The 23,361-nt window shown below is 41.3% G+C and carries 20 protein-coding genes and 3 pseudogenes; 1 reads left to right on the top strand and 22 read right to left on the bottom strand.

The window, feature by feature from the left end; genetic code table 11:
* Positions 1 to 123: 123 nt before the first annotated feature.
* The 9 genes from fabG to M313_RS0105280 all read right to left on the bottom strand — a co-directional run bounded on the left by fabG (position 124) and on the right by M313_RS0105280 (position 9,379).
* Positions 124 to 864 (bottom strand): 3-oxoacyl-[acyl-carrier-protein] reductase, encoded by a 741-nt coding sequence (fabG, locus tag M313_RS0105320; protein ID WP_010193147.1) that lies wholly within the window; start codon positions 862 to 864, stop codon positions 124 to 126.
* Positions 857 to 1,813 carry an ACP S-malonyltransferase gene (fabD, locus tag M313_RS0105315; RefSeq protein ID WP_010193145.1) on the bottom strand — a complete coding sequence of 319 codons (957 nt, stop codon included), beginning with the start codon at positions 1,811 to 1,813 and terminating at the stop codon, positions 857 to 859. Before fabD ends, fabG begins: the two co-directional genes overlap by 8 nt.
* The gene (plsX, locus tag M313_RS0105310) at positions 1,813 to 2,832 is read right to left on the bottom strand and encodes a phosphate acyltransferase PlsX (RefSeq protein WP_010193143.1); all 1,020 of its coding nucleotides are present in this window, start codon (positions 2,830 to 2,832) and stop codon (positions 1,813 to 1,815) included. Before plsX ends, fabD begins: the two co-directional genes overlap by 1 nt.
* 19 nt (positions 2,833 to 2,851) lie before the next feature.
* Positions 2,852 to 3,418 carry a transcription factor FapR gene (fapR, locus tag M313_RS0105305; RefSeq protein ID WP_010193141.1) on the bottom strand — a complete coding sequence of 189 codons (567 nt, stop codon included), beginning with the start codon at positions 3,416 to 3,418 and terminating at the stop codon, positions 2,852 to 2,854.
* Between the two features lie 138 nt (positions 3,419 to 3,556).
* Positions 3,557 to 5,605, bottom strand: coding sequence for an ATP-dependent DNA helicase RecG (gene recG / locus M313_RS0105300; protein WP_010193139.1), 2,049 nt, complete (start codon positions 5,603 to 5,605; stop codon positions 3,557 to 3,559).
* Positions 5,598 to 6,485 (bottom strand): L-serine ammonia-lyase, iron-sulfur-dependent, subunit alpha, encoded by an 888-nt coding sequence (gene sdaAA / locus M313_RS0105295; RefSeq protein WP_010193138.1) that lies wholly within the window; start codon positions 6,483 to 6,485, stop codon positions 5,598 to 5,600. The genes recG and sdaAA overlap by 8 nt, the downstream gene beginning before the upstream one ends.
* Before the next feature lie 60 nt (positions 6,486 to 6,545).
* Entirely contained in the window at positions 6,546 to 7,208 is a 663-nt protein-coding gene (gene sdaAB / locus M313_RS0105290) for an L-serine ammonia-lyase, iron-sulfur-dependent subunit beta (protein WP_010193136.1), read from the bottom strand.
* A gap of 115 nt (positions 7,209 to 7,323) precedes the next feature.
* Positions 7,324 to 9,000 (bottom strand): DAK2 domain-containing protein, encoded by a 1,677-nt coding sequence (locus M313_RS0105285; protein ID WP_010193135.1) that lies wholly within the window; start codon positions 8,998 to 9,000, stop codon positions 7,324 to 7,326.
* 16 nt (positions 9,001 to 9,016) lie between these two features.
* Complete coding sequence (locus M313_RS0105280; protein ID WP_010193134.1) at positions 9,017 to 9,379, bottom strand: Asp23/Gls24 family envelope stress response protein; 363 nt, start codon at positions 9,377 to 9,379, stop codon at positions 9,017 to 9,019.
* Positions 9,380 to 9,743: 364 nt separating this feature from the next.
* On the opposite strand from M313_RS0105280, the gene rpmB reads away from it, so the two are divergent.
* The gene (gene rpmB, locus M313_RS0105270) at positions 9,744 to 9,932 is read left to right on the top strand and encodes a 50S ribosomal protein L28 (protein WP_010193132.1); all 189 of its coding nucleotides are present in this window, start codon (positions 9,744 to 9,746) and stop codon (positions 9,930 to 9,932) included.
* A 505-nt stretch (positions 9,933 to 10,437) separates the two neighbouring features.
* Here rpmB and spoVM read toward each other — a convergent pair.
* From spoVM to coaBC, 13 genes and pseudogenes are all read right to left on the bottom strand, one after another.
* Positions 10,438 to 10,518: a stage V sporulation protein SpoVM gene (spoVM, locus tag M313_RS25010; protein ID WP_060665857.1), complete on the bottom strand. Its 81-nt coding sequence runs from the start codon at positions 10,516 to 10,518 to the stop codon at positions 10,438 to 10,440.
* 71 nt (positions 10,519 to 10,589) lie between these two features.
* The gene (locus M313_RS0105260) at positions 10,590 to 11,246 is read right to left on the bottom strand and encodes a thiamine diphosphokinase (protein WP_010193130.1); all 657 of its coding nucleotides are present in this window, start codon (positions 11,244 to 11,246) and stop codon (positions 10,590 to 10,592) included.
* A 54-nt stretch (positions 11,247 to 11,300) separates the two neighbouring features.
* Positions 11,301 to 11,486 (bottom strand): hypothetical protein, encoded by a 186-nt coding sequence (locus tag M313_RS0105255; protein ID WP_010193128.1) that lies wholly within the window; start codon positions 11,484 to 11,486, stop codon positions 11,301 to 11,303.
* A gap of 53 nt (positions 11,487 to 11,539) precedes the next feature.
* Positions 11,540 to 12,193, bottom strand: coding sequence for a ribulose-phosphate 3-epimerase (rpe, locus tag M313_RS0105250; protein ID WP_010193126.1), 654 nt, complete (start codon positions 12,191 to 12,193; stop codon positions 11,540 to 11,542).
* Positions 12,194 to 12,195: 2 nt separating this feature from the next.
* Complete coding sequence (rsgA, locus tag M313_RS0105245) at positions 12,196 to 13,074, bottom strand: ribosome small subunit-dependent GTPase A (RefSeq protein ID WP_010193125.1); 879 nt, start codon at positions 13,072 to 13,074, stop codon at positions 12,196 to 12,198.
* Between the two features lie 18 nt (positions 13,075 to 13,092).
* On the bottom strand, positions 13,093 to 15,066 hold the full coding sequence (pknB, locus tag M313_RS0105240; protein ID WP_010193124.1) for a Stk1 family PASTA domain-containing Ser/Thr kinase: 1,974 nt from the start codon (positions 15,064 to 15,066) through the stop codon (positions 13,093 to 13,095).
* Between the two features lie 5 nt (positions 15,067 to 15,071).
* Entirely contained in the window at positions 15,072 to 15,821 is a 750-nt protein-coding gene (locus tag M313_RS0105235; RefSeq protein ID WP_010193121.1) for a Stp1/IreP family PP2C-type Ser/Thr phosphatase, read from the bottom strand.
* A gap of 9 nt (positions 15,822 to 15,830) precedes the next feature.
* Positions 15,831 to 16,922, bottom strand: a complete 1,092-nt coding sequence (gene rlmN / locus M313_RS0105230) for a dual-specificity RNA methyltransferase RlmN (RefSeq protein WP_010193120.1) — start codon at positions 16,920 to 16,922, stop codon at positions 15,831 to 15,833.
* A 4-nt stretch (positions 16,923 to 16,926) separates the two neighbouring features.
* A pseudogene (gene rsmB / locus M313_RS22765) lies at positions 16,927 to 18,266 on the bottom strand (16S rRNA (cytosine(967)-C(5))-methyltransferase RsmB).
* A 1-nt stretch (position 18,267) separates the two neighbouring features.
* Positions 18,268 to 19,215: a methionyl-tRNA formyltransferase gene (fmt, locus tag M313_RS0105220; protein ID WP_010193113.1), complete on the bottom strand. Its 948-nt coding sequence runs from the start codon at positions 19,213 to 19,215 to the stop codon at positions 18,268 to 18,270.
* Positions 19,216 to 19,220: 5 nt separating this feature from the next.
* Positions 19,221 to 19,700 (bottom strand): peptide deformylase, encoded by a 480-nt coding sequence (gene def / locus M313_RS0105215; protein WP_010193111.1) that lies wholly within the window; start codon positions 19,698 to 19,700, stop codon positions 19,221 to 19,223.
* Between the two features lie 18 nt (positions 19,701 to 19,718).
* Positions 19,719 to 22,132 (bottom strand): annotated as a pseudogene (priA, locus tag M313_RS22760) (primosomal protein N').
* A 9-nt stretch (positions 22,133 to 22,141) separates the two neighbouring features.
* Positions 22,142 to 23,338: pseudogene (gene coaBC, locus M313_RS22755) on the bottom strand (bifunctional phosphopantothenoylcysteine decarboxylase/phosphopantothenate--cysteine ligase CoaBC); the annotation flags it as partial.
* Between the last annotated feature and the right edge of the window lie 23 nt (positions 23,339 to 23,361).

Here is a 23,361-nt window from a genome sequence, read left to right as displayed (position 1 = left end):
GCTTCGCTTTCCGCGGGACGCTGCTGGAGCCTCCTCGGCAAGCCTGCGGGGTCTCAACCAACCGTTACTCCCCCACTGGAGTCTCACACCTTGCACTTCAGTCAACTGGGTAGTTCATCCTCATTACATCACCATTCCGCCGTCTACGTGGAGGGTTTGGCCGGTGATGTAGGCACTTTTTTCAGATGCTAGAAAAGATACGACAGAGGCGATGTCTTTTGCTTCTCCAAATCTAGCTAGAGGGATTTGCTTGAGCATTTCCGCCTTCACTTCTTCTGTTAGTTTATCCGTCATATCCGTTGTGATGAATCCAGGGGCAATTGCATTTACAGTGATATGGCGAGAAGCTAACTCGCGTGCCGTTGATTTAGTAAGACCAATGACACCGGCTTTTGCCGCGACATAGTTTGCTTGCCCTGCATTCCCCATTACCCCAACGATGGACGCAATATTGATGATTCGTCCGGATCGTTGTTTCATCATTTGGCGGGTTACTGCTTTTGTCGAATTAAACACACCTTTTAGGTTGATGTTGATCACATCATCCCACTCGTCTTCCTTCATGCGCATTAGGAGGTTATCACGGGTGATACCGGCATTATTCACAAGAATATCTATTGTACCGAACTGAGTGAGCGCTTCTTTCATCATTGCTTGAACGTCTTCCATGTTCCCGACATTACAACGTACAGCAATAGCCTCGCTACCCATTTCTTTAATAGCTTCCACTACTTCATGGGCTTTTGCTTCGCTTCCTGAATAGTTTACTACTACATTTGCACCTTGTTCTGCTAGTTCAAGTGCAACGGCACGCCCAATTCCGCGCGACGCCCCCGTTACAACGGCTGTTTTTCCTTTAAGCATTTGTAGAGTCCTCCCTTTTAAAGTGATCAATCGCTTTTTGCAGTGTTTCCTTATCGTATACCGGAATCGTTGTTGCTCTGCGATTCACTTTTTTAATAAGACCTGATAACACTTTACCCGGACCAACTTCGATAAACGTATCAACGCCAAGTTCGATCAGCTTTTCAACAGATTGCTCCCAACGTACAGGAGAGTAAAGCTGCTCGACTAGCTTTACTGGAATTTCAGATGCGCTTGTCATTTCATTCGCATCCACATTTGCAATGACAGGAATCTTTGAGTCTTTAATAGAAATGGAGGTCAAAGTATCTTCAAGCTTGGATGCTGCAGGTTTCATCAAACTGGAATGAAAAGGTCCGCTGACTACAAGGGGAATTACTCTTTTGGCCCCTTTTTCCTTCGCCTTTTCAGACGCGAGCGACACACCTTTTGCTGACCCGGAAATAACAATCTGACCTGGACAATTTAAGTTTGCAAGTTGAACAGGTCCAGCTTCTGAAGATGACTCTTCACAAGCTTCTTTCAATAATCTCTCTTCAAGACCAAGTACAGCGGCCATGGATCCAACACCAGCCGGAACTGCTTCTTCCATGTACTTTCCGCGCATATGTACAGTATAGACAGCATCTTCAAAGCTGATGGCGTCTGCTGCTACAAGAGCAGAGTATTCACCAAGGCTATGTCCTGCTGTATAATCTGCTTTGATCCCTGATTGTTTAAGCAGTTGCAGGATTGCGATGCTTGACGTAAGGAGAGCAGGTTGGGCATTGTAAGTCAGCGTAAGTTCTTCCTGTGGCCCTTCAAACATTAAGGATGAAAGTTTGTAACCTAATTTCTCGTCTGCTTGATCAATTACCGCTTGAACCTCTTTATATTCAGTGGCTAATTCATGTGCCATGCCTACAATCTGTGAACCTTGTCCTGGAAAAACAAATGCAACCTTCCCCATTATTCTCCTCCGTTCTCTTGTGTAGTCACAAATTCCATTTTCTCGATAGTGTTTGCAATGGTACCAACCATATCTTTTTGAAGCATTTCACGTGTTTGACGGATGGCATTGAACACTGCATTGTCATCTGAAGAACCATGCGCTTTAACAACTGGCGCCTTTAGTCCAAATAAAGCAGCTCCGCCGTATTCAGAGTAATCCATTTTGTTTTTGATCGTTTTTAGTTTTGGTTTCAACACAGCAGCTGCAAGCTTGCTTTTTAAGTCACTTGTCAGCGCCTCTTTTAGCATGTCAAAGACAGAAAGAGCTGTTCCTTCAATTGCTTTTAACGTGATATTTCCGGTAAATCCGTCTGTCACCACAACATCTGCTACACCATTTAAAAGGTCCCTTGCCTCTACATTTCCGACAAAGTGAACTGCATTAGATTCTTTGATATATTCAAAAGCAGCTTTAGTCAGTTCATTTCCTTTTTTATCTTCTGTTCCCACGTTCAATAATCCTACACGAGGAGCTTTTACACCACGAACTTTTTCTGCATAGATGGATCCCATCAAGGCATATTGAAATAGATGTTCTGGTTTCGCATCTGCATTGGCACCTACATCCATCATGACAAATCCTTTACCGTCACCGGTTGGTAAAGTCGGTGATAGCGCAGGTCGTTCAATCCCTTTAATGCGGCCAACAATCAATAGTCCTGCTGTCATCAAGGCACCCGTGTTCCCTGCTGAAATGCAGGCATCTGCTCGTCCTTCTTTTACTTCTTTGGCCATCAAGACCATAGAGGCGTTCTTTTTACGGCGTACAGCCCGAACCGGCTCCTCATCTCCTGATATAACCTCATCTGTATGTAAAATCGTTATTTGTTTTTCATTTGTTAAGTATGGTCGTATTTTATTTTCATCCCCAACAAGGGTAAACGTAACATCATTATATTTCTCAACAGCTTTCATGACACCTTCTACAATAGACTTTGGTGCATGATCGCCACCCATTGCATCAATGGCAATTCTCATCATTATAACCTGCCTTTAATCAAGAACTTGTAGAGCGGAACATTTCAAACTCACCATGGAATACTTTTTCGCTTCCGACAGAGCTTTTCACTTCTACAGTTGTTCTACCTTTTTCTTTATCCACTTTACTAACGAAGGCTTTTGCAACAATTCTTTCGCCCAATTTAACAGGTCGTGTAAATCGAATGGTAGCTTTTGCAGTTAACGCCAGTTCATCATTGATGACGGCCACTGCCAAAGAATTGGCTTGTGCAAACAAGTGATGCCCCCGTGTAATTTGATTTCGTTTGAAAACATGTTCACTTTGAACATCAAAGATGGAAATTGCGCTCTCGTCTAATTGAAGATCAATAATCTCACCGATTACTTCATCAAGAGGCAGAGATTTCACTTCTTTCTCAAGAGTCCTTGCAGCCACGTTTTTAATTCTCTCCCGTAATTCAGGGATATTTAATTCCAGACGATCCAACCGGACTGTTTGGATGCTGACTTGAAAAAAATCTGCAAGTTCTTCATCTGTTATAAAAGGGTTTTCCTGTATCTTATCCTTTAAAGATAACTGGCGCTCCTTTTTGTTTCGTCTCATATTACACACCATCCGAACTATTATGACTAGGTACTAATAGTAGTATATATACATAAAAAGCATATTGCAAGACAAAATTTCCTGATAAAGCTACAAAAAGGCAGAGAAAGCCCGTTAAACGGCTTCACACTGCCTCTGTTAATCCAACTTGTCACCGTCTAAAATCCCTGAGTGTTCGATCATTTCTCTTAATCCTTTATACTCCTCATCCACCCAAAAGCTGTCAGAATAAAGTAAATCATGAGCATCCTGCCTTGCTACTTCAAGGGCCCTGTAATCATGCACCATATCAGCAACTTTAAATTCCGGGACACCGCTTTGTTTTCTCCCAAAGAAATCACCAGGGCCCCGCAGTTCCAGGTCTTTCTCTGATAGCACAAAACCATCATTCGTTTCTGTCATGATTTTCATCCGTTCTTTTCCGACTTCTGACTTGGGATCTGCAAGCAGTATGCAATAAGATTGTTCACTTCCACGGCCAACACGGCCGCGAAGCTGATGCAGCTGTGAAAGTCCAAAACGCTCTGCATCATAAATCACCATCATAGTCGCATTCGGGACATTGACCCCAACTTCCACAACGGTTGTGGAAACAAGTAGCTGCACTTCGTTTTCGCTGAAAGCTTCCATGACTTTTTCTTTTTCATCTGAACTCAGCCTGCCATGCATTAACCCGATTTTCCATTTTCCACGATAGTAATGGGTAAGCATATCATGAACATCTATCGCATTTTGCACGTCAAGCTTTTCCGATTCTTCTATAAGCGGACAGATCACATATGCTTGCCTGCCTTTTTGAAGTTCCTTTTCGACGAACCCCAATACTCTGTCAATCATTTGATGTTTTGCCCAATATGTCTCTATCGCTTTTCGTCCTGCTGGCATTTCATCTATAATGGATACATCCATTTCTCCAAAAGCTGTAATAGCAAGTGTCCTTGGGATCGGCGTCGCCGTCATAAACAGCACATCCGGATTGGATCCTTTTTCACGGAGTACCCTTCGTTGTTCGACCCCAAAACGATGTTGCTCATCTGTAATAACAAGGCCGAGGCTTTTGAAGTTCACTTCTCCTTGAATAAGAGCGTGTGTACCGACAAGAATATCAATTTTCCCATTAGCCAATCTCTCCAAGAGCTCCCTACGTCGTTTGCCTTTTACTGAACTTGTTAACAATTCTATGTTGACCTCTGTTCCACTAAACAGGCTTGTTAACGAATGGGCGTGTTGTTCAGCAAGTATTTCTGTTGGCACCATTAAGGCTCCTTGGTAACCGGAAAGATGTGCACCATATAGAGATATTGCCGCCACCACCGTTTTCCCTGATCCTACATCACCTTGCAACAGGCGATTCATACGGTATGGTGATGTCATATCACCTAAGATTTCTCCCAATACCCTATTTTGTGCACCTGTCAGAGGAAATGGAAGTGTAGCGATGAAACGTTCAAGCTTGCTTTTAGGAAATTCATGTACAAGCCCTTCTGTTTGCTCGCGCTTATATTTTCTTAACGCCTGGATCTTAAGTTGAAAAAGCAAAAATTCCTCGTAAACAAAATAGCGTCGTGCATGTTTCAGCGTTTCTTGATTAACTGGATTATGTAGCGCTCTAACTGAATCACCTTTAGATGGCAGTTTGTATTTTTGCAAAATAGAAACAGGAAGTGCACTTTCCAACGCGCTTCCATATGTTTGCAGCGCGTTTCCGATAAACTTACGCATCTGTTTGACTGTAATATTCCCTTTAACCGAATATACTGGTTCCACTTCACTTTCTTTCATGAATGGACCAAAGTGAATCTCCATGACAGTGATCGTTTGACGATGCTGATCCCATTTTCCAGTAATGGTGATGGTATCGTTGATGGAAAGTTTGTTTTTGTAATATGGCCGGTTGAAACATACTGCCTTCACTAAAAAACGTCCAACATAGAAACGAAAAGTAAGCCTGGATTTCTTTTTGCCAAAATACATAAGAGAAGGCTCTCCATGAACCTTCCCCTCAACCGTTATTTTCTCTTCATGTTTTACTTCTGATATATCTCTAAGCCGATAATCTTCATATCTGTACGGGAAATGCATCAGCAGATCTTCAACTGAGTAAATTCCCATTGCGTGCAGGGAGTTTGCGGTTTCTTCCCCAATGCCTTTTAAGGATGTTACTGTCGTTTCGGATAAATTAGTCACCTTTTTGTAAGGGAACACCAAATATTTTCGCTTCTAATTCACGACCAGTTGGTGTTGCCGCCAACCCTCCTTGTGCAGTTTCTTTAAGTGCAGTAGGCATCGTCAAGCCGATTTTGTACATTGCGTCGATCACTTCATCACACGGAATGGTGCTAGTGATTCCGGCAAGTGCCATGTCTGCTGCGACCATTGCATTTGCTGCACCCATTGCATTACGCTTTACGCAGGGTACTTCTACAAGCCCTGCAACAGGGTCACATACTAATCCTAACATGTTTTTAAGCGTAATGGCCATTGCTTGTGCACATTGATCGGGAGTTCCGCCAGCCATTTCCACGATGGCAGCTGCTGCCATTCCGGAAGCAGACCCTACCTCAGCCTGACATCCGCCAGCGGCACCAGAGATAGAGGCATTATTAGCAACAACAAATCCGAATGCTCCTGACGTGAATAAGAAGTTGATCATTTCTTCTCTTGTTGGGTTAAGCACATTTTTCACGGCAAAAAGCGTTCCGGGAACGACCCCTGCAGAACCGGCTGTTGGGGTGGCGCAGATTGTACCCATCGCAGCATTTACTTCATTTGTAGCAACTGCTTTACTCACTGCATCTAAAATATTTTTCCCTGTAAGGAAATTCCCTTTTTCAATATATTTTTGTAACAGTACCGCATCTCCGCCCGTTAAACCGGAAACAGATCTCACACCTTCAAGACCTCTTTCAACAGCCTGCTCCATGATGGTAAGATTTTTGTCCATCTGTTCGAAAATTTCCTCACGTGTTCTGCCCGTAAATTCCATTTCCTGTTCAATCATAATCTCTGAAATCTTCTTATTACTGCTTTGTGCTATTTCAATCAGTTCTGCAACATTACGAAACATGATTTTTCCCCCTTAAGAGCTATACATCAGATGAAAGCGCTATCATTATTATTCTAAAAGCTAGTCCACAATTTTTGTAACTTGCGTGATGTTAGGAAGTGCTGAAAGTTCTTGGATCACTGCTTCATCAATATTTTGATCCACCTCTATAGTCATCAAGGCTTTTTGTCCTTTTTCCTTGCGGGAAACTTCCATATGGCCAATGTTTATGGCAAACTTCGCTAACACATTCGCAACCCCTGCAATCGCACCATAACGGTCATCATGCACGACAAGCAATGCCGGATGGTTTCCTGAAAGCTTTAAAGCAAAACCATTCAGTTCCGTAATTTCAATTTTTCCTCCGCCTATCGAAATGCCGACAAGCTCTAATTCACCATCGTCATCACCGATTACCACTTTTGCCGTATTGGGGTGGTCTGTAATGGCATCTTCTTCATGAAATGAAACGGAAACTCCTAAAGAATCTGCAATTTGAAGAGAGGTTTTGATTCTTTCATCAAAAGTATCAAAATCTAGTAACCCCCCGACAATCGCTACATCTGTACCGTGCCCTTTATATGTTTTAGCAAACGAGCCGTAAAAAGAAATGTTCGCCCACTTTGGCTGCCTGCCAAACAGACTTCTTGCCACTCGTCCGATTCTTGCGGCTCCAGCTGTATGGGAACTTGATGGTCCTATCATAATGGGGCCAATAATATCAAATACGCTTTTATATTTCATGCCTGCCCACTCCCCTATGTCGGTTTACTGTTACATACCCCAGTATTCTTTCTTATTTGTTCACATACAAAAGAAGGGTGTTACCCCTTCTTTTGTTTTCAAATATTATATTAGCTTACTCGATCGAAAAGATAAAGGAATATAGTGGCTGTTTTCCGTTATGCACTTCTACTTCCACGTCAGGATAGGATTCTTCTAAATCACTGACAAGCTCTTCTACATCTTCTTCTGATACATCTTCACCGTAGATGACAGTAAGGATTTCGGAGTCTTCGTCCATCATGGATGTAAGAAGTTCCTTTGCAGCTGATTTTTTGTCTTTGTTAGTAAGGACAATCTTACCGTCAGCTATTCCCATGAAATCATCTTTCTGGATTTCAACTCCATCGATGTTTGTATCTCTGACAGCAAATGTGATTTGACCTGTCTTAACAGAACCTAGAGCTTCTTTCATTGTCGCTTCGTTGTCAGCAAGCTCTCCTGTCGGGTTGAATGCAAGAATTGCCGCCATCCCTTGTGGAACTGTTTTACTTTCAACAACCGCCACATTTTGCTCCGCAACTTCTGCGGCCTGTTTTGCCGCCATAATGATGTTGCTGTTATTTGGCAAGATGATTACGTTATCAGCATTCACTTCATCGATTGCTTTAAGGATATCCTCTGTGCTCGGGTTCATCGTTTGGCCGCCTTCAATAACTGCCTTCGCTCCGATGCTCTTGAATAGCTCGGCAATTCCTTCCCCCATTGCAACAGTGATGATTCCAAATTTCTCGCGCTTTTTGTTTACTTCAGGTTTTGGAGCAGGATAAGCATCTTCTTCAAAAAGAAGGTTGCTGTGCTGTTCTCTCATATTTTCAATCTTCATATTGATTAGGCTTCCGTATTTTTGAGCATAAGTCAAAACATCACCAGGTTGCTCGGCATGAATATGAACTTTAACGATTTCCTCATCAGCAATAACCAAAAGAGAATCCCCATATTCAGACAGGTCGTTACGGAAGTTTTCTTCTGTAAAAGGATTAGCTTTCACTTTATCATCTTCAAACTTGACCATGAACTCTGTACAGTAGCCAAATTCGATATCTTCTGTATTAATTGCAGAGTGAACACTTTTATGGTGTTCTGCATTTACAAGCTCGTTCATCGTAGTAGTAGGAACGATGTCCTCAATACTTTGCCCCTTAAGTTCTGCAAGGAATCCTTCATAAATATATACTAAACCTTGTCCGCCGCTGTCCACTACTCCTACTTCTTTCAAGACAGGAAGAAGGTCTGGTGTGCGCTTAAGGGAAGCATTTGCTTCTTTTAACGTTTCTTCCATCAAAACAATGATGTCTTCTTCGTTTTTCGCAACAGCAACAGCTTTCTTTGCAGCATCTTTCGCTACAGTAAGAATGGTACCTTCCACAGGCTTCATAACAGCCTTGTAAGCTGTTTGTACTCCTGCCTCCAAAGCTTGTGCAAAGTCTTTGCTTGTAATTGTTTCTTTAGCTTCAATATGCTTAGAGAATCCTCGGAATAATTGGGATAAAATAACCCCTGAGTTACCTCTTGCACCCATAAGTAGGCCTTTAGCCAGAGCAGAACCAACCTTTCCGATATGCTCAGAAACATTACCTTTTACTTCTTTCGCTCCTGAGGTAATGGAAAGATTCATATTTGTTCCCGTATCTCCATCCGGAACCGGAAAAACGTTCAACGCATCTACTGTTTTGGCGTTGTTTGATAAATGATTTGCACCTTGGATAACCATTTGTGCAAAACGTTTCCCATTTAGAACTTTTACTGACACTAAAATTTCCTCCTTATTACGGGTTCGTAACTCGAACTCCCTGTACATAAATATTTAAAGAATCAACGGAAAGACCGAGCATTTGATTCAGGGTATATTTCACTTTCGTTTGTACGTTGTGAGCCACCTCGGAAATTTTTGTCCCGTAGCTTACGATGATGTACATATCGATATGTAACTGATCTTCTTCTTGGCGCACGATGACACCTTTTGTAAAATTCTCTTTTCTAAGTATTTCGGATAACCCATCTTTCAATTGGCTTTTAGAGGCCATGCCTACTATTCCATAACAATCAACTGCAGCTCCACCAGCGATAGTAGCAACTACATCGTTAGAAATATCTATTTGACCATAGGATGTTTTTAGTTCGATGGACATAAAGGTTCCCCCTTCAATTGGATTTTTCACCTTGTCTACACGCTATTTTACTATAAAAACGTTCAATTTAAAAGCAGGCGGGTACTATTCTAATAATACTATTATTATACTGAATGCTAAAAACATGTATGTCAAGGTTTTTTTCTTGAAAGCTTTCCTTAGAACTATTGCAATGTGTGGGGTTGTATGTTAAATTATATAAGTATTTTCAAGAGATTATTTTGGTAAAGAAAAACGATGCAGAAGGGTACTTCTTTGGACGTAGACCTTATGTATGGTTCTTCTCGCAATAATAAGAAGGTACTTTCTTATTACTAATGAAAATATTGAATGATGTTTCTTTGTAGTTAGGAGGGAATTGAACATGGCACGTAAATGTGTAATTACAGGCAAAAAGACTGGTTCTGGAAACGCACGTTCTCACGCAATGAACTCTACTCGTCGTACTTGGGGTGCAAACCTTCAAAAAGTTCGCATCTTAGTAGATGGTAAGCCAAAGCGTGTATACGTTTCTGCAAGAGCTTTAAAATCAGGTAAAGTTGAGCGCGTTTAATTAATAGTTGCGCACATAAAGAAGCGACAGGGAGATAATCCCTGTCGCTTTTTACTTTGGGTTGAGATTTGGTGCAAGTTGATCGATGTGATTTCAGTAGTGATGTTTACATAACTATTTTACCGTATACAATATTGGAAAATAGTCTAATATGGTTGTAATTTTTAAGTTATTGGTGCTTTTTTAGCATGTCAAAATTGGTTCGGTCAATTTTTTTTCATGTTCGGTCATTATGACTTCTATTTTCAAGGGGGTTCGGACAAATCAATTAAATGTTTGGTCAATTTCACCGTGTTGTTCGGACAATTGAAAAATTGGTTCGGTCATTTATCTGAAAACTTCGGTCAACTTCACAAAATCTTCGGTCAACTTTTTAAAAACTTCGGTCAAAATCAACAAATCTTCGGACATTTGCCCAGTTTGCCCACGTTGCCGACCCTCAATCAGCCAAACCTTCCAACCAAAACACCATACATTTATAAAAAAAGCACCCTTTCGAGGTGCCTTACTCCTTTTTAAACGACCCAAGCATAGCCCGGATTATTCCCCCCAAGAACCTAGGTAGTTTGATTGTATAAAATTTCATTACATTCCCTCCTCCGAACTTTTACCTTTTTATTAGATCAGGTTGCAAATTAGCGGATCGCTGGGACCGTCTTAAGATAATGGATGATAATCACGGCTCCTTATCACCATTAATATGCCTTCATCAAATGAAAAAGTACCACTTTCCACTTCAAGTTCATTACTAATACATAGTGTGTCCCCAAAGCGAATATGCTTTTTTTCTAAAGGATATTTAAATCCCTTAAGCGTGATGCCTTTTACATCAGGGGTGATGGGCATAAAGGAGATAAATGGCAAAGACTCATCTTTCTTGATAAAGTATGTACCCTCTCTATGGGCAAAAAGTTTATTTTGAATATCGTGTATCTCAATTAACACCTCTCTCTCAAGCCCTTTCAACAAAAGCTGTACGTTTCCTAAAAAGTGATCCAGTCTTCCACCCGTTCCTCCGAAAATTCTGATGAGTGCTGGATTTTGTTCAAGCGCCCAGTTTACGGCAATTTCCGTGTCTGTTTCATCTTTTTCGCTTGGAAATACTTCTGCGTGAGGGAGCTGTGCTTTTATGTTATAAAGTTCTTCTCTTGTAATGGAATCAAAGTCTCCGAAAGCTTTGGTTGGGACGATATTTTGCTCAAGTAAATAAGCAACCCCTCTATCTACGCCTACCCACATCACATCTTCTGCTTGCCAATCATACAGCTTAGGTATCCGCTCAATTGGTCCCCCTGCAACAATATGTATAATCAATTTGCCTCTCCCCTTTCTTTTTAACGTAAAAAAGCCTTCATTAACGAAGACTTTTTACGTGCTGGAGGAGTCGTCATAATCGTAACGGAATCCGTCCAGTTGTTTATTTTCCACTTCAACTCCAGAAAATTTCTTTAGCAGCTGTTCATACATATCTATTTCGTTATAATCGGTGCTATTGGTCAATGCGGAATGCAACGCTTGTTCAAGTATTGCCTGGTCATCCTTCGAAATATTCATCTTAGAAATTCCTCCCTCACCATTTACCAATAGCTTTCCGCACAAAAGCAAAATTATGACAAGTTACTTCTGATGGAGGAGATTGCCTGTTTACGGTCTTCTTTGTTGTAGATGGCAGATCCGGCAACCAAAACGTTTGCACCTGCGTCTACACAAAGCTTTGCTGTTTCAGGATTCACGCCACCATCAACCTCGATATCAATGGACAATCCTCTTTCTTCCGCCAAGGATGCGACCTGCTTAATTTTCGGCAAAACATCATGGATGAAAGCTTGACCGCCAAATCCAGGATTGACTGTCATTAAAAGCACCAAATCCACATCATTCAAAATAGGAATGATGCTTTCTACCGGTGTGGCAGGATTGATAACAACCCCAGCTTTAACGCCTTGTGATTTAATATGCTGGATGGTGCGGTGAAGATGACGACATGCTTCCACATGAACGGAAATAATATCGGCACCCGCTTTTGCAAAATCAGCAATGTAGGCATCGGGGTTTTCAATCATCAGATGCACATCTAGTGGCAGCTTTGTGATAGGACGAACTGCTTCCACGATTAGAGGGCCAATGGTGATGTTTGGCACAAAATGACCATCCATCACATCAATATGAATATAGTCTGCTCCTCCTTGTTCCACATCTAATATGTCTTTTCCTAAGTTGGCAAAATCCGCACTTAGAATGGAAGGGGCGATTTTTATCATATTTAGTACCTCGGCTTTCTGTCTTTTATTTCTTCAACGAAAGAAACGTAATGTTTATAGCGGTATGACGCAATCTCTTCGTTTTCAACCGCTTCTTTCACCGCACATTTTGGTTCTCTAAGGTGCGTACATCCCCTAAACTTGCAGTCATGGCTTTTTTCAACGAATTCAGGAAAACAATCTTTTACGTCTTCCGCTTCCATTTCAAGGAACTCTAGTGAACTAAAACCAGGTGTGTCCGCAACAAAACCGTTGTTGATTTCCATCAGCTCGACATGCCTGGTTGTGTGCTTTCCACGTCCTAAGTGGGAAGAAATATTATCTGTTTTTAATTCTAGTTCAGGGCGTAACACGTTTAAAAGAGATGATTTTCCAACTCCTGATTGTCCAGCAATGACGGAGGACTTTTCTTTCAGATATGGGAGTATCTCTTTAAGCTGCTCAGGTTCCTTGGTGGAAGTTAACAACACTTCATAACCTATGGAACGATAATAATCGGCAAACCCCAGTAGTTTGGCATCTTCATCAAGAAGGTCCATTTTAGAAATACAAATCAATGGACTGACCCCTTTGGATTCAATCAGCACAAGAAATCGATCTAAAAGAACCGTACTGAATTCAGGTTCCATCGCAGAAAACACAAGTATTGCCTGATCAATGTTAGCGATTGGCGGTCTAACCAGCTCGTTTTTCCGAGGAAGTACATCCATGATGTATCCTTCTTGGTCGTTTTCCGCTTGGAATACAACGGAATCCCCAACAAGAGGGGTTATCTTATTTTTACGGAAAACCCCTCTTCCTCTACATTGGGTAATTTTGCCATCCGCCGTCAAAACATAGTAAAAACCGCTCAATGCTTTGACAATCTTGCCTTCTGGCATACACTCACTCCTTAATAATTACTCGATATCGTCATAGTTGATGGTTTTAGTTTCTACTTCTTTTCCATCTACAACAATTTTGTATTTGGCCTGTTGCTTATAAGCGATTGTCACCGTGAAACTGGTGATTAAGTCCTCCGTAATTATGAAGGTTTCCTTTGGTTCACCATCCATGGTGTTATTAAGGTCTTCTATATATAATTCTACTGTCTGCTCTGCGCCTTCTTCTTCCGGGTCATATGTTACTTCAAGTGGTATATCCTCCGTCTTATCTCCGGGCTGTGGCCCATCAGAAACGATAAGTTTAATGGTATCCCCTTTTTTCACTTGAGAATCCGGTGCAGGCTCCTGTTTTATAATATTCCCCTCAGATACAGAATCATTATACTCCCTTGTAACTTCTGGCTCTAACCCTAAGTTAGCAAGATGTCGTTGAGCAAACTCAATGGATGATCCTTGAAAATCGGCCAGTTCAATAGGACTTGAACCCAAAGAAACAATAAGTTTTACAACTGTTTCTTCCGGAACAACACTTTCCCCGGCTTCAGGTTCTTGATTGATGACCTCTCCTTCGGGGACGTCATCAGAATGAATTTCCTCAATATCATGGTCGTCATAGTTGGCTGCTTTTATCCTATTGATAGCTTCATTAACTGGAAGTCCCGAGTAATCAGACATTTCAACTTTTTCTTTTCCTAAGCTTTGGAATATGGTAATAGCTTTGCCTTCTTTTACTACCTCTCCTGCTTCAGGGAAAGTTCTCGTCACTCTACCCTCTTCTATCTCATCACTAGGTTCCTCTTTTGGTTCTTCTAAAACAAAACCTAAATCGATGAGGTCTTTGACAGCATCGTCATACTCTTTACCTGACACATCAGGGACTGTTACATCCTTAGGAAGAAGCATGGAAGGTAATAGTGTAAATGCAGCAATTCCACCACCAACAAGCAGTAAAAGTAAGAGTAACAATCCGATAACCCATTTTTTCTTTTTCTTCTTTTTAGGAGGCGGTGGTTCTTCAGCCTTTTCGCTTACAGGTTTATTCTCTGGTGGCCTAATTCTAGTTTCATCCTCATTAGACAGATTGTTTAAGCTGCCTTTTATAATCGGAATGGCCTTTGTCGCCTCTTCATCGTCATCTGGAATATAAAATTTAGGTTCATTCATACGGCTTGGTTCAAGTGCCGTCATGACATCTGCCTGCATTTCTTCTACAGATTCATAGCGGTGAAGTGGATCCTTTGCCATCGCTTTTAATACAACATTCTCCATACTTTGAGGCAAAGTAGGATTCCAACGCTTTGGAGATGGTGTTTGTGATTGCAAATGTTTTAAAGCAATCGAAACAGCAGATTCCCCGGAAAACGGCAATCTTCCTGTTAACAATTCAAACATCACAATACCTAGTGCATAGACATCAGATTTTTTTGTTGCCAAACTTCCTCTAGCCTGTTCAGGAGATAAATAATGAACAGAACCTAAAAGGGAATTAGTTTGAGTGATGGTTGTTGAACTCAAGGCCATGGCAATACCAAAATCAGTCACTTTTATGGTGCCGTAATCATCAATCAAAATGTTCTGCGGTTTAATATCCCGGTGGATTATACCGTTTTCATGGGCATGAGAAATAGCGGATGTCAGCTGATTCATAATCTCCACTGCATTGTATTGTTCCACAGGTGCATATTGTTGAATGTACTGTTTTAATGTTTTTCCTGACACATGCTCCATCACGATATAATAAATATCATCTTCTTCTCCGATATCATAAATGCTTACTATATTCGGATGATCCAAGCTTGTTGCAGATTGCGCCTCTCTTCTAAAGCGGCGAATAAATTCTTCATCATTCGCAAAATCTAAACGTAATACTTTTACTGCTACGTCACGATCCAAAATCATGTCATGGGCAAGGTAAACATTCGCCATTCCACCGCCACCAATGACTTCCTTAATTTTGTAGCGATCATTTAATCTTTTACCTATTAACACCTATTTCACCCACTCCCAGCTTCGGAGACAGATAATTCCAAGATGGCAACCGTGATATTATCTTCCCCACCGTAATGGTTGGCGCGTCTTATTAATTCCTCTGCCTTTTCAGACAAAGCATGGTTCCCGTTGTTTAAAACCTCCACCAGTTCCCGGTCTTTCACTTTGTCACTCAAGCCGTCTGAACAAAGGAGAATATACCCTGGGTCATCATATGTAATGGTTTTTATATCTATTTTCACTGTTTTTTCTGTCCCTAAAGCTTGTAGTATAACATTTTTTCTAGGATGATGTTCTGCATCTTCCTTTGATATTTGCCCTGTTTTTACAAGTTCATTAACAAAAGTATGATCTTCCGTTAATTGCTTGGCACTTTCCTCTGAAACAAGATAAATCCTGCTATCACCGACATGTGCAAGGGTAACAAAACCATCGCCAATAATGGCAGCGACGATTGTAGTCCCCATTCCATTGCATTCCTCATGGGAATTTGCATGGTCAAAGAGTGTTTGGTTAGCTTGAAGAATGAACGTTTTCAACCAGATCTCAGCAGGTTCAGGGGAAGAGATGTTGGTTGTCTCTTCCCACACTTCCTTGATGTGGCTTACTGCTCTTTCGCTTGCCACTTCACCTGCTTGATGGCCCCCCATTCCGTCACAAACCACTGCTAGCTTTGTGCCGTCTTTATTAACAAAAATTCCCCCATTGTCTTCATTATGTGAACGAACTCTCCCTCTATCTGTTAAAAAGACCATTAAACATTGTCACCTCGTCTCTTCTTTCCGCTCCTTCGCACGCAGCTGTCCGCATGCAGCATCGATGTCGTGGCCTTGCTCACGACGAACCGTTACATTGACACCAAGATTTTTCAACGTTTTTTCAAATAAGTTAATTTGTTCTTTTGGCGTTCTCACATAGTCACGCTCTGGAACGTAATTCACCGGAATTAAATTCACGTGACACTTCATGCCTTTTAGCAGCTGTGCCAATTCCTCAGCATGTTCTACCTGGTCATTGACCCCACCGAACAAGCCATATTCAAAACTCACACGACGTCCCGTTTTATTAATATAATAACGGATCGACTCCATTAGATCTGGAAGTTTATATGCTCTATTGATAGGCATCAGTCTTGAACGTATTTCTGTGTTTGGTGCATGCAGGGAAACAGCAAAGTTAATTTGCATATTTTCATCTGCAAATTTATAAATCTTCGGGATGATGCCACTTGTGGAAACAGTAATATGACGAGCACCAATATTAAGCGCTTGGTCATGGTTAATAATTTTCAAGAAGTCGAGCATCTCGTCGAAATTATCGAATGGTTCACCAATCCCCATGATAACAACGTGGCTGACACGTTCATCCATTTCATCAAGAGCCTGTTGTACCTTCACTACTTGCGCAACAATTTCTCCTGCTTCAAGGTTACGTTTTAATCCGCCCAGAGTAGAAGCACAGAATGTACATCCGATTCGGCAGCCTACTTGTGTCGTTACACAAACAGAATTACCATATTCATGCTTCATTAGGACCGTTTCAATGGAATATCCATCATGAAGTTCAAATAGGAATTTCATCGTTCCATCAGAAGATGTTTGTTGAACAATCGTTTTCAACGTTGTCAAGGCATACGTCTCTTCTAACTTGTCTCTCAAGCTTTTAGAGAGATTGGACATTTCTTCAAATGATGTCACACGCTTTTGATAGAGCCATTCAAAGATCTGTGTTGTTCTGAATTTTTTTTCTCCGATACTTAGTAACCATTCTTCCAATTCGTGCAATTGTAGAGAATAGATGGACGGTTTACGCGTTGCTTCTTCTTGTTTGATTTGTTCTTTTGTATTATGTTCCATCTTTTTACACCTGCCTTTTTAGTCTAACAATAAAAAATCCATCCGTACCAAAATAGTGAGGCAATAGTTGGAGCATACCTTCTTTAACATAGCTGTTTACCTTTTCTGGCAGTAATTCTTTAATGTTGAAATCTATTTCAAACTCTTTGTTTGCTTCTAGAAATGCTTGTACTACATCAGCATTTTCTTCTTTATCAATTGTACATGTACTATATACCAAAGTTCCACCTTTTTTTACAAGAGGTGCCACTTCCTTTAGTATAGCCAATTGAATAGATGCTAGTTGCTTGATATCTTGCATCGACTTCGTGTATTTCAAATCTGGCTTCCTGCGGATAACACCAAAACCTGAACATGGTGCGTCTACGAGAATTTTATCAAACTGTTCTTCCTTAAAAATTTCTTGTGCCTTTCGGCTGTCAAGGGCCTGTGCTTCTATATTGGAAAGTTGCAGGCGTTCTGCTTGATCTTTAATAAGTTTCACCTTGTGCTCATGGAGGTCGGTTGAAATGACTCTACCACTATCTTTCAATAATTCGGCAATATGTGTTGTTTTCCCTCCAGGAGCTGCACAGCAATCATAAACAAAATCGTCTTTTTCTACACCAAGCGCTCGGGCTACAAGCATGGAACTCTCGTCTTGAATGGTCATATAGCCATTTTTAAAGGCATTAGAATAGGCCATATTTCCTTTTAAAGAGACAATGCTTTCTTCTGCAAGCTCGCCTTTTTCCACATTAAATCCTTGAGTGGTGAGCATTTGCAAAACTTCTTCCACATCAGCCTTTGCAGTATTTGCTCTGGCTGATTGATGTGGAGGGACAAGGTTCATCTCACACATTTCTTTCTGTATCATGCACGCCATATTGTTCAATCCATTTTTCCACTAACCATTTAGGATGGCTTGTCGAAATGGAAATGCGCTCCACATCATTTTCTATTTTCTCTAAATCAGGGACATCGTTACGCTGAATGGACCTTAACACGCCATTGACTACGGATGCAACACCTTTGTGTCCTTCTTTTTTTGGCAATTTCTACCGCTTCATAAATAGCGGCGCGTGCCGGAACTTTGTCTAGATACAACATCTGATACAAAGTCATCTTTAACAGGACTTTTACCCAATCCTGCAACTTTTTTTGTTTTTCTATATAGGAAGCCAAATAATAGTCCAAGGTTATCGTTCTTTGAATGGTACCATACACAATTTCTGTAAAAAGCCCGGCATCTTTTTTGGATAACTTACCTGAATCCAGATAGTTATTTAACAATAAGTTACTGTATGCTTGCTTCTTTTCCACATTTAACAATGCCTCTAAAGCAAGTTCTCTTACATTTTTCATCTTAGTCTCCTAGCTTTGTGCCTTCTGATAATGAAGCTCCTGCGCCGTTCAAATATTGCGTTCCAGTCATTCTCTTCTTACCAGCCAGCTGCAAATCTGTTATTTTAATCCCTGTAGAATTGCCTGTTTTGACGATGAATCCATCATCCTCGATTCCAATGATGGTTCCAGGTACAGCTTCATAGGTAATTTGGGTTTTCTCCCCCCACCAAACTTTCATCACTTGCCCTTCCATGGTGGTATAGGCAACCGGCCATGGGTGCAACCCGCGAATATGGTTATAGATCTGCTCCCCATCCTTCGTCCAGTCGATTTTTTCTTGTTCACGCTTGATGTTGGATGCAAATGTTGCTTCTTCATGATTTTGTACTTCTGCTTGCAGCTTTTCATCAAAAAGTTGCGGAAGGGTTTCTGAGAGCAATTTAGATCCAGCAACACTTAATTTATCATGCAAGGTACCGACATGGTCACGCTCATCTATTCTCACTTCCACTTGTGTTAACATATCACCTGCATCCAGTTTTTCGACCATATACATGATGGTTACACCAGTTTTCTCATGCCCTTGGATGATAGAGTAATGAATGGGTGCACCACCTCGCAGTTTTGGTAGCAAAGAAGCATGGACATTGATACAGCCGAATTTCGGTGCATCAAGCAAGGGCTTAGGTAAAATTTGTCCAAATGCTGCAGTTACAATTAAATCCGGCTCTAATGAAGTGATTTTTTCATACTCTGCAGCCTCTTTAATTTTTTCCGGTTGATACACTGGGATGTTATGTTTTTCCGCCTCTACTTTTACAGGAGGTGGCGTTAACACCTTTTTTCTGCCTTTAGGACGGTCAGGCTGTGTTACCACCGCAATTACCTCATATCCATCTTGGATAATTTGTTGCAATACAGGTACTGCAAAATCAGGCGTTCCCATAAATACAATTTTCTTTTTCATCACTATCACCCTTCTACTTCCAACTCATCTGGTTCAAAATATCTTAACACTTTAGATGTGAACAATACACCGTTCAAATGGTCAATTTCATGTTGAATAGCACGGGCAAGGAATCCTCGTGCCTCCAGCTCATACCATTTCCCTTTTCGGTTTTGAGCACGTACCTTCACATAATCAGCGCGTTTCACTTCCCCGTACAAATCGGGAAAACTTAAACAGCCTTCAGGTCCGACCTGTTCCCCTTCTTCATCCACTATTTCAGGGTTGATTAGTTCTATCTTTCCATGTTTATCATCAATATCTACAATAGCGATTCTTTTTGCGATGCCTATCTGGGGTGCTGCAAGTCCGACCCCGTCTGCCTCGAGCATCGTATCATACATATTGGATAAGAGTCGAATTAGCCTTTTATCAAATACGGTAACCGCCTCACAGTTTTGCTCCAGCACTGGAGCTGGGTATTTCACAATATCTAATATAGTCAATCTTGATTCCTCCATCAGTTACATGAGCATATAAGGATTTAGATCAATATGAACAGCTAACTTTTCTTGATCCATTTGTGTTTGGTATTTTTCAATGACCGTTTTTAATGCTTCGTGTAAGTTTGGTTCTCGTTTATATTTAATGATGCATTGATACCTGTAGCGGTCCTTTATTCTCGCTATAGGGGAAGCAACCGGTCCAAGTATAACAGCCTCATCTGATAATTGCATGTTTAAGAAATTGGTGATTTTTTCTGTAACTGTAACCACTTTCGTTAATTCGTGATGTGTCACGGTAACAAGCGCCAAAAAGTAAAATGGCGGATATTGATGCAGCTTTCTAATTTGCATTTCTTTTTGGTAGAAGTCCAGGTAATTATGCGTTCCGGCAAGTTCCACACTGTAATGTTCAGGACTGTATGTCTGGACCACCACTTCACCTGCCAATTCATGCCTGCCCGCTCTTCCGCTTACTTGTGTGAGTAGCTGGAAGGTCTTTTCAGAAGAACGGAAATCAGGAACATTAAGCATCGTATCCGCCGTCAATACTCCAACAAGCGTCACATACGGAAAATCAAGTCCCTTGGCAATCATCTGGGTGCCAAGCAGAATATCTGCTTTCCTGTCCCCGAATTGCTGGAGAAGTTTTTCATGAGAACCCTTCCTGCTTGTTGTATCCACATCCATCCTTATGACTCTTGCGTGTGGAAGGAGCTTTGTTAATTCTTCTTCTACCTTTTGGGTACCTGTGCCAAAGAAACGGAAATGTTCACTGTCACAGGAAGGACATGTAAAGCGGACAGGTTCTTCGTATCCGCAATAATGACATTTCATTTGATTGCTGCTTCGATGGTAGGTTAATGAAATGTCGCAATGAGGACATTCCACCACATATCCACAGTCTCGACACATTACAAAAGAAGAATAACCCCTTTTATTTAAAAATAAAACAGATTGTTCTCCTCTTTCTAGTCTAGTTTGAAGCTTTTCAAGAAGGCTTCTGGAAAACATCGATCTGTTGCCTTCTCGCAGTTCTTCTCTCATATCGACGATTTCCACTGAAGGCATTCCTTGTTCACTCATTCTTTTGTCCATCGTCAGAAGCTTATACACCCCTTTGGATGCTCGGGCGAAGGTTTCAAGTGTGGGGGTGGCACTGCCAAGAACAACAGGGCATTGGTGATATCTGCCCCTTTCTAAAGCAATATCGCGGGCATGATAACGCGGGGTGTCCTCTTGTTTATAGCTTGTTTCATGTTCCTCATCAATGATGATGATACCTACGTTTTCAAAAGGGGCAAAGATAGCGGACCTCGCGCCAACAACAACCTTTACTTCCTTTCGATGGATCTTTCTCCATTCATCGTATTTCTCACCCATTCCAAGCCCGCTGTGCATCACAGCCACATCTGAACCGAATCTTGATTTAAAACGGTTGACCATTTGTGGAGTCAAGGCAATTTCAGGAACAAGGACAATCGCTTCTTTCCCTTGCTTTAATACTGCATCTACAGCCTGCATATAGACTTCTGTTTTACCGCTCCCTGTGACGCCAAACATAACAAATGCTTCATGTGTATGTTGTTCGATTGAATGAAGAATGGGAATGATGGCTTCCTGTTGCTGCTGAGTTAATGAAAGGGCTTGAGACTTTTTAAACTCCCTGTTTTCATAAGGATCCCTATAAATTTCTTCATCTTTTTCTTTTAAAATACCAAGTTTCACTAAAGCCCCGATTGCACTTGTTCCAATCTGCAATTCTTCTAACAATGTTTTTTTATCGATCTTTTCCGTATTTGTTTCTAAAAAAAAGTCCAACAGTTTATGCTGAGCGGCAGCGCGAGCAGAAATTTTCTGTTTTGCTTCCAGTAGGGCTTCTTTTGACATTTGTAATTCCATTACTTTTCTCGTTTTCTTGGAAAGTTTATCTTTTACTTCATAATAAACCTCCAACACGTCCTCTTCGATCAGCTGTTTGATTGTTTTAAAGTGACTTGTTCCTGCCATCTCTTCAAACTTAACGCGGTTTGATGCGTGAAAAAAAGGCTGAAGTTCCGCAGGGACTCCCCCTAGGTCTGTGGCAATTAACCTATTTTTCATATTTCGCCTTTAAAGCTGCCGGTAACATTGCCTGGTAGGCAGAAATGGTAAAACATAGCGTATGATCTCTAAGCCAGTCTGCCAATCGCATAAGCTCTGGTGTAAGGATTGGCTGGATATCAATCAATGATGTAATAGGGACGGGTCTTTGGTACGGTGGTATTGTCTTTCACTTCCACTACAAAACCTTGAATCTGTCTTGGGCCAAAAGGTACATTCACCCTCATACCGGGTTGAATGAATCCATGCCATTTTGTCGGAATCTCATAATCAAAGGCTCTGTCCGTTTGTTTGGCAGGGACATCAACGATCACACTGGCATAGTAGGTCATTGTTTTTTCCTCTAGGGCTATTGCAACTTCCTCAAGAAGTGCATAAGCGACATCCTTGTTTTGACATCATCGGCAGAGAAATGCTTGTACCGTCTTTTTTATAAATGGTAACCAGATTCGTGTCCGTGCCGAATCCTGCTCCAGAAACGGTTACATTGTTTGCAACCACATAATCTAGGTTTTTTCTTTTCAAGCTTACCTTTGGCGTATCCCTCTACATTATTCGTTTCAGCCGCAAATCCCACGAGCACCTGGTGATTCTTTTCTTTCTCCTAGAGTTTTTAAAATGTCTTTCGTTCGCTCTAACTCAAGCACACTGTCTCCGTCCTGTTTTTTCATCTTGATGTCTGACACAATTTTAGGACGATAGTCGGCAACGGCAGCTGATTTAATGACAACATCTGTCTTTTCATAGTGTTCCATCACAGCATGAAACATTTCTTCAGCAGATTCCACTCGGATTGTTTGTACTGTCGGCGGATCAGGAAGGTTGGTCGGGCCTGATACCAAGATAACATCCGCTCCTAAACTTGCTGCTGCTTCTGCAATGGCATACCCCATCTTTCCTGTTGAACGGTTGGTGAAAAAACGTACAGGGTCTACTTTTTCAACAGTCGGGCCTGCGGTTACAAGTACCTTTTTCCCTTTAAGCGTCATCTCATCTTGTTTCTGGAAATAACGTTTGAGTCCTTCCACAATCGTTTCAGGTTCTTCCAATCTTCCTTTTCCAACATAGCCACATGCCAAAAAACCTTCTCCAGGCTCAATGAAACGATATCCGAAAGTAACTAGCCTCTCCATATTATGTTTTACCGCAGGATGGTCATACATATGTACATTCATAGCTGGTGCGATCCAAACAGGGGCGGGACTCGCCAATAAAGTTGTCGTGATCATATCATCTGCAATACCGTTCGCAAGCTTGCCGATTACATTTGCAGTTGCGGGTGCAACCAGTACCACATCGGCCCAGTCTGCAAGGTCAATATGTGAAATAACGGCAGGATTCTTTTCTTCGAATGTATCGGTAAATACTTCGTTTCTTGATAAAGCTTGAAAAGACAATGGTGTAACAAATTTGCAGGCGGACTGGCTCATAATCACCTTCACTTCGGCACCTTGCTGAATGAGCTTACTTGTTAAAGCAACCGCTTTATAGACAGCTATTCCACCTGTCACACACAATAGGATTTTTTTATTTTTCATTTCACAACCCCCGTCATGTACTT

It is taken from the genome of Bacillus sp. m3-13 (assembly GCF_000175075.1).
Classification (GTDB): Bacteria; Bacillota; Bacilli; order Bacillales; family Bacillaceae_I; genus Sutcliffiella_A; species Sutcliffiella_A horikoshii_C.
This window is presented reverse-complemented; position numbering and strand designations above follow the sequence as displayed.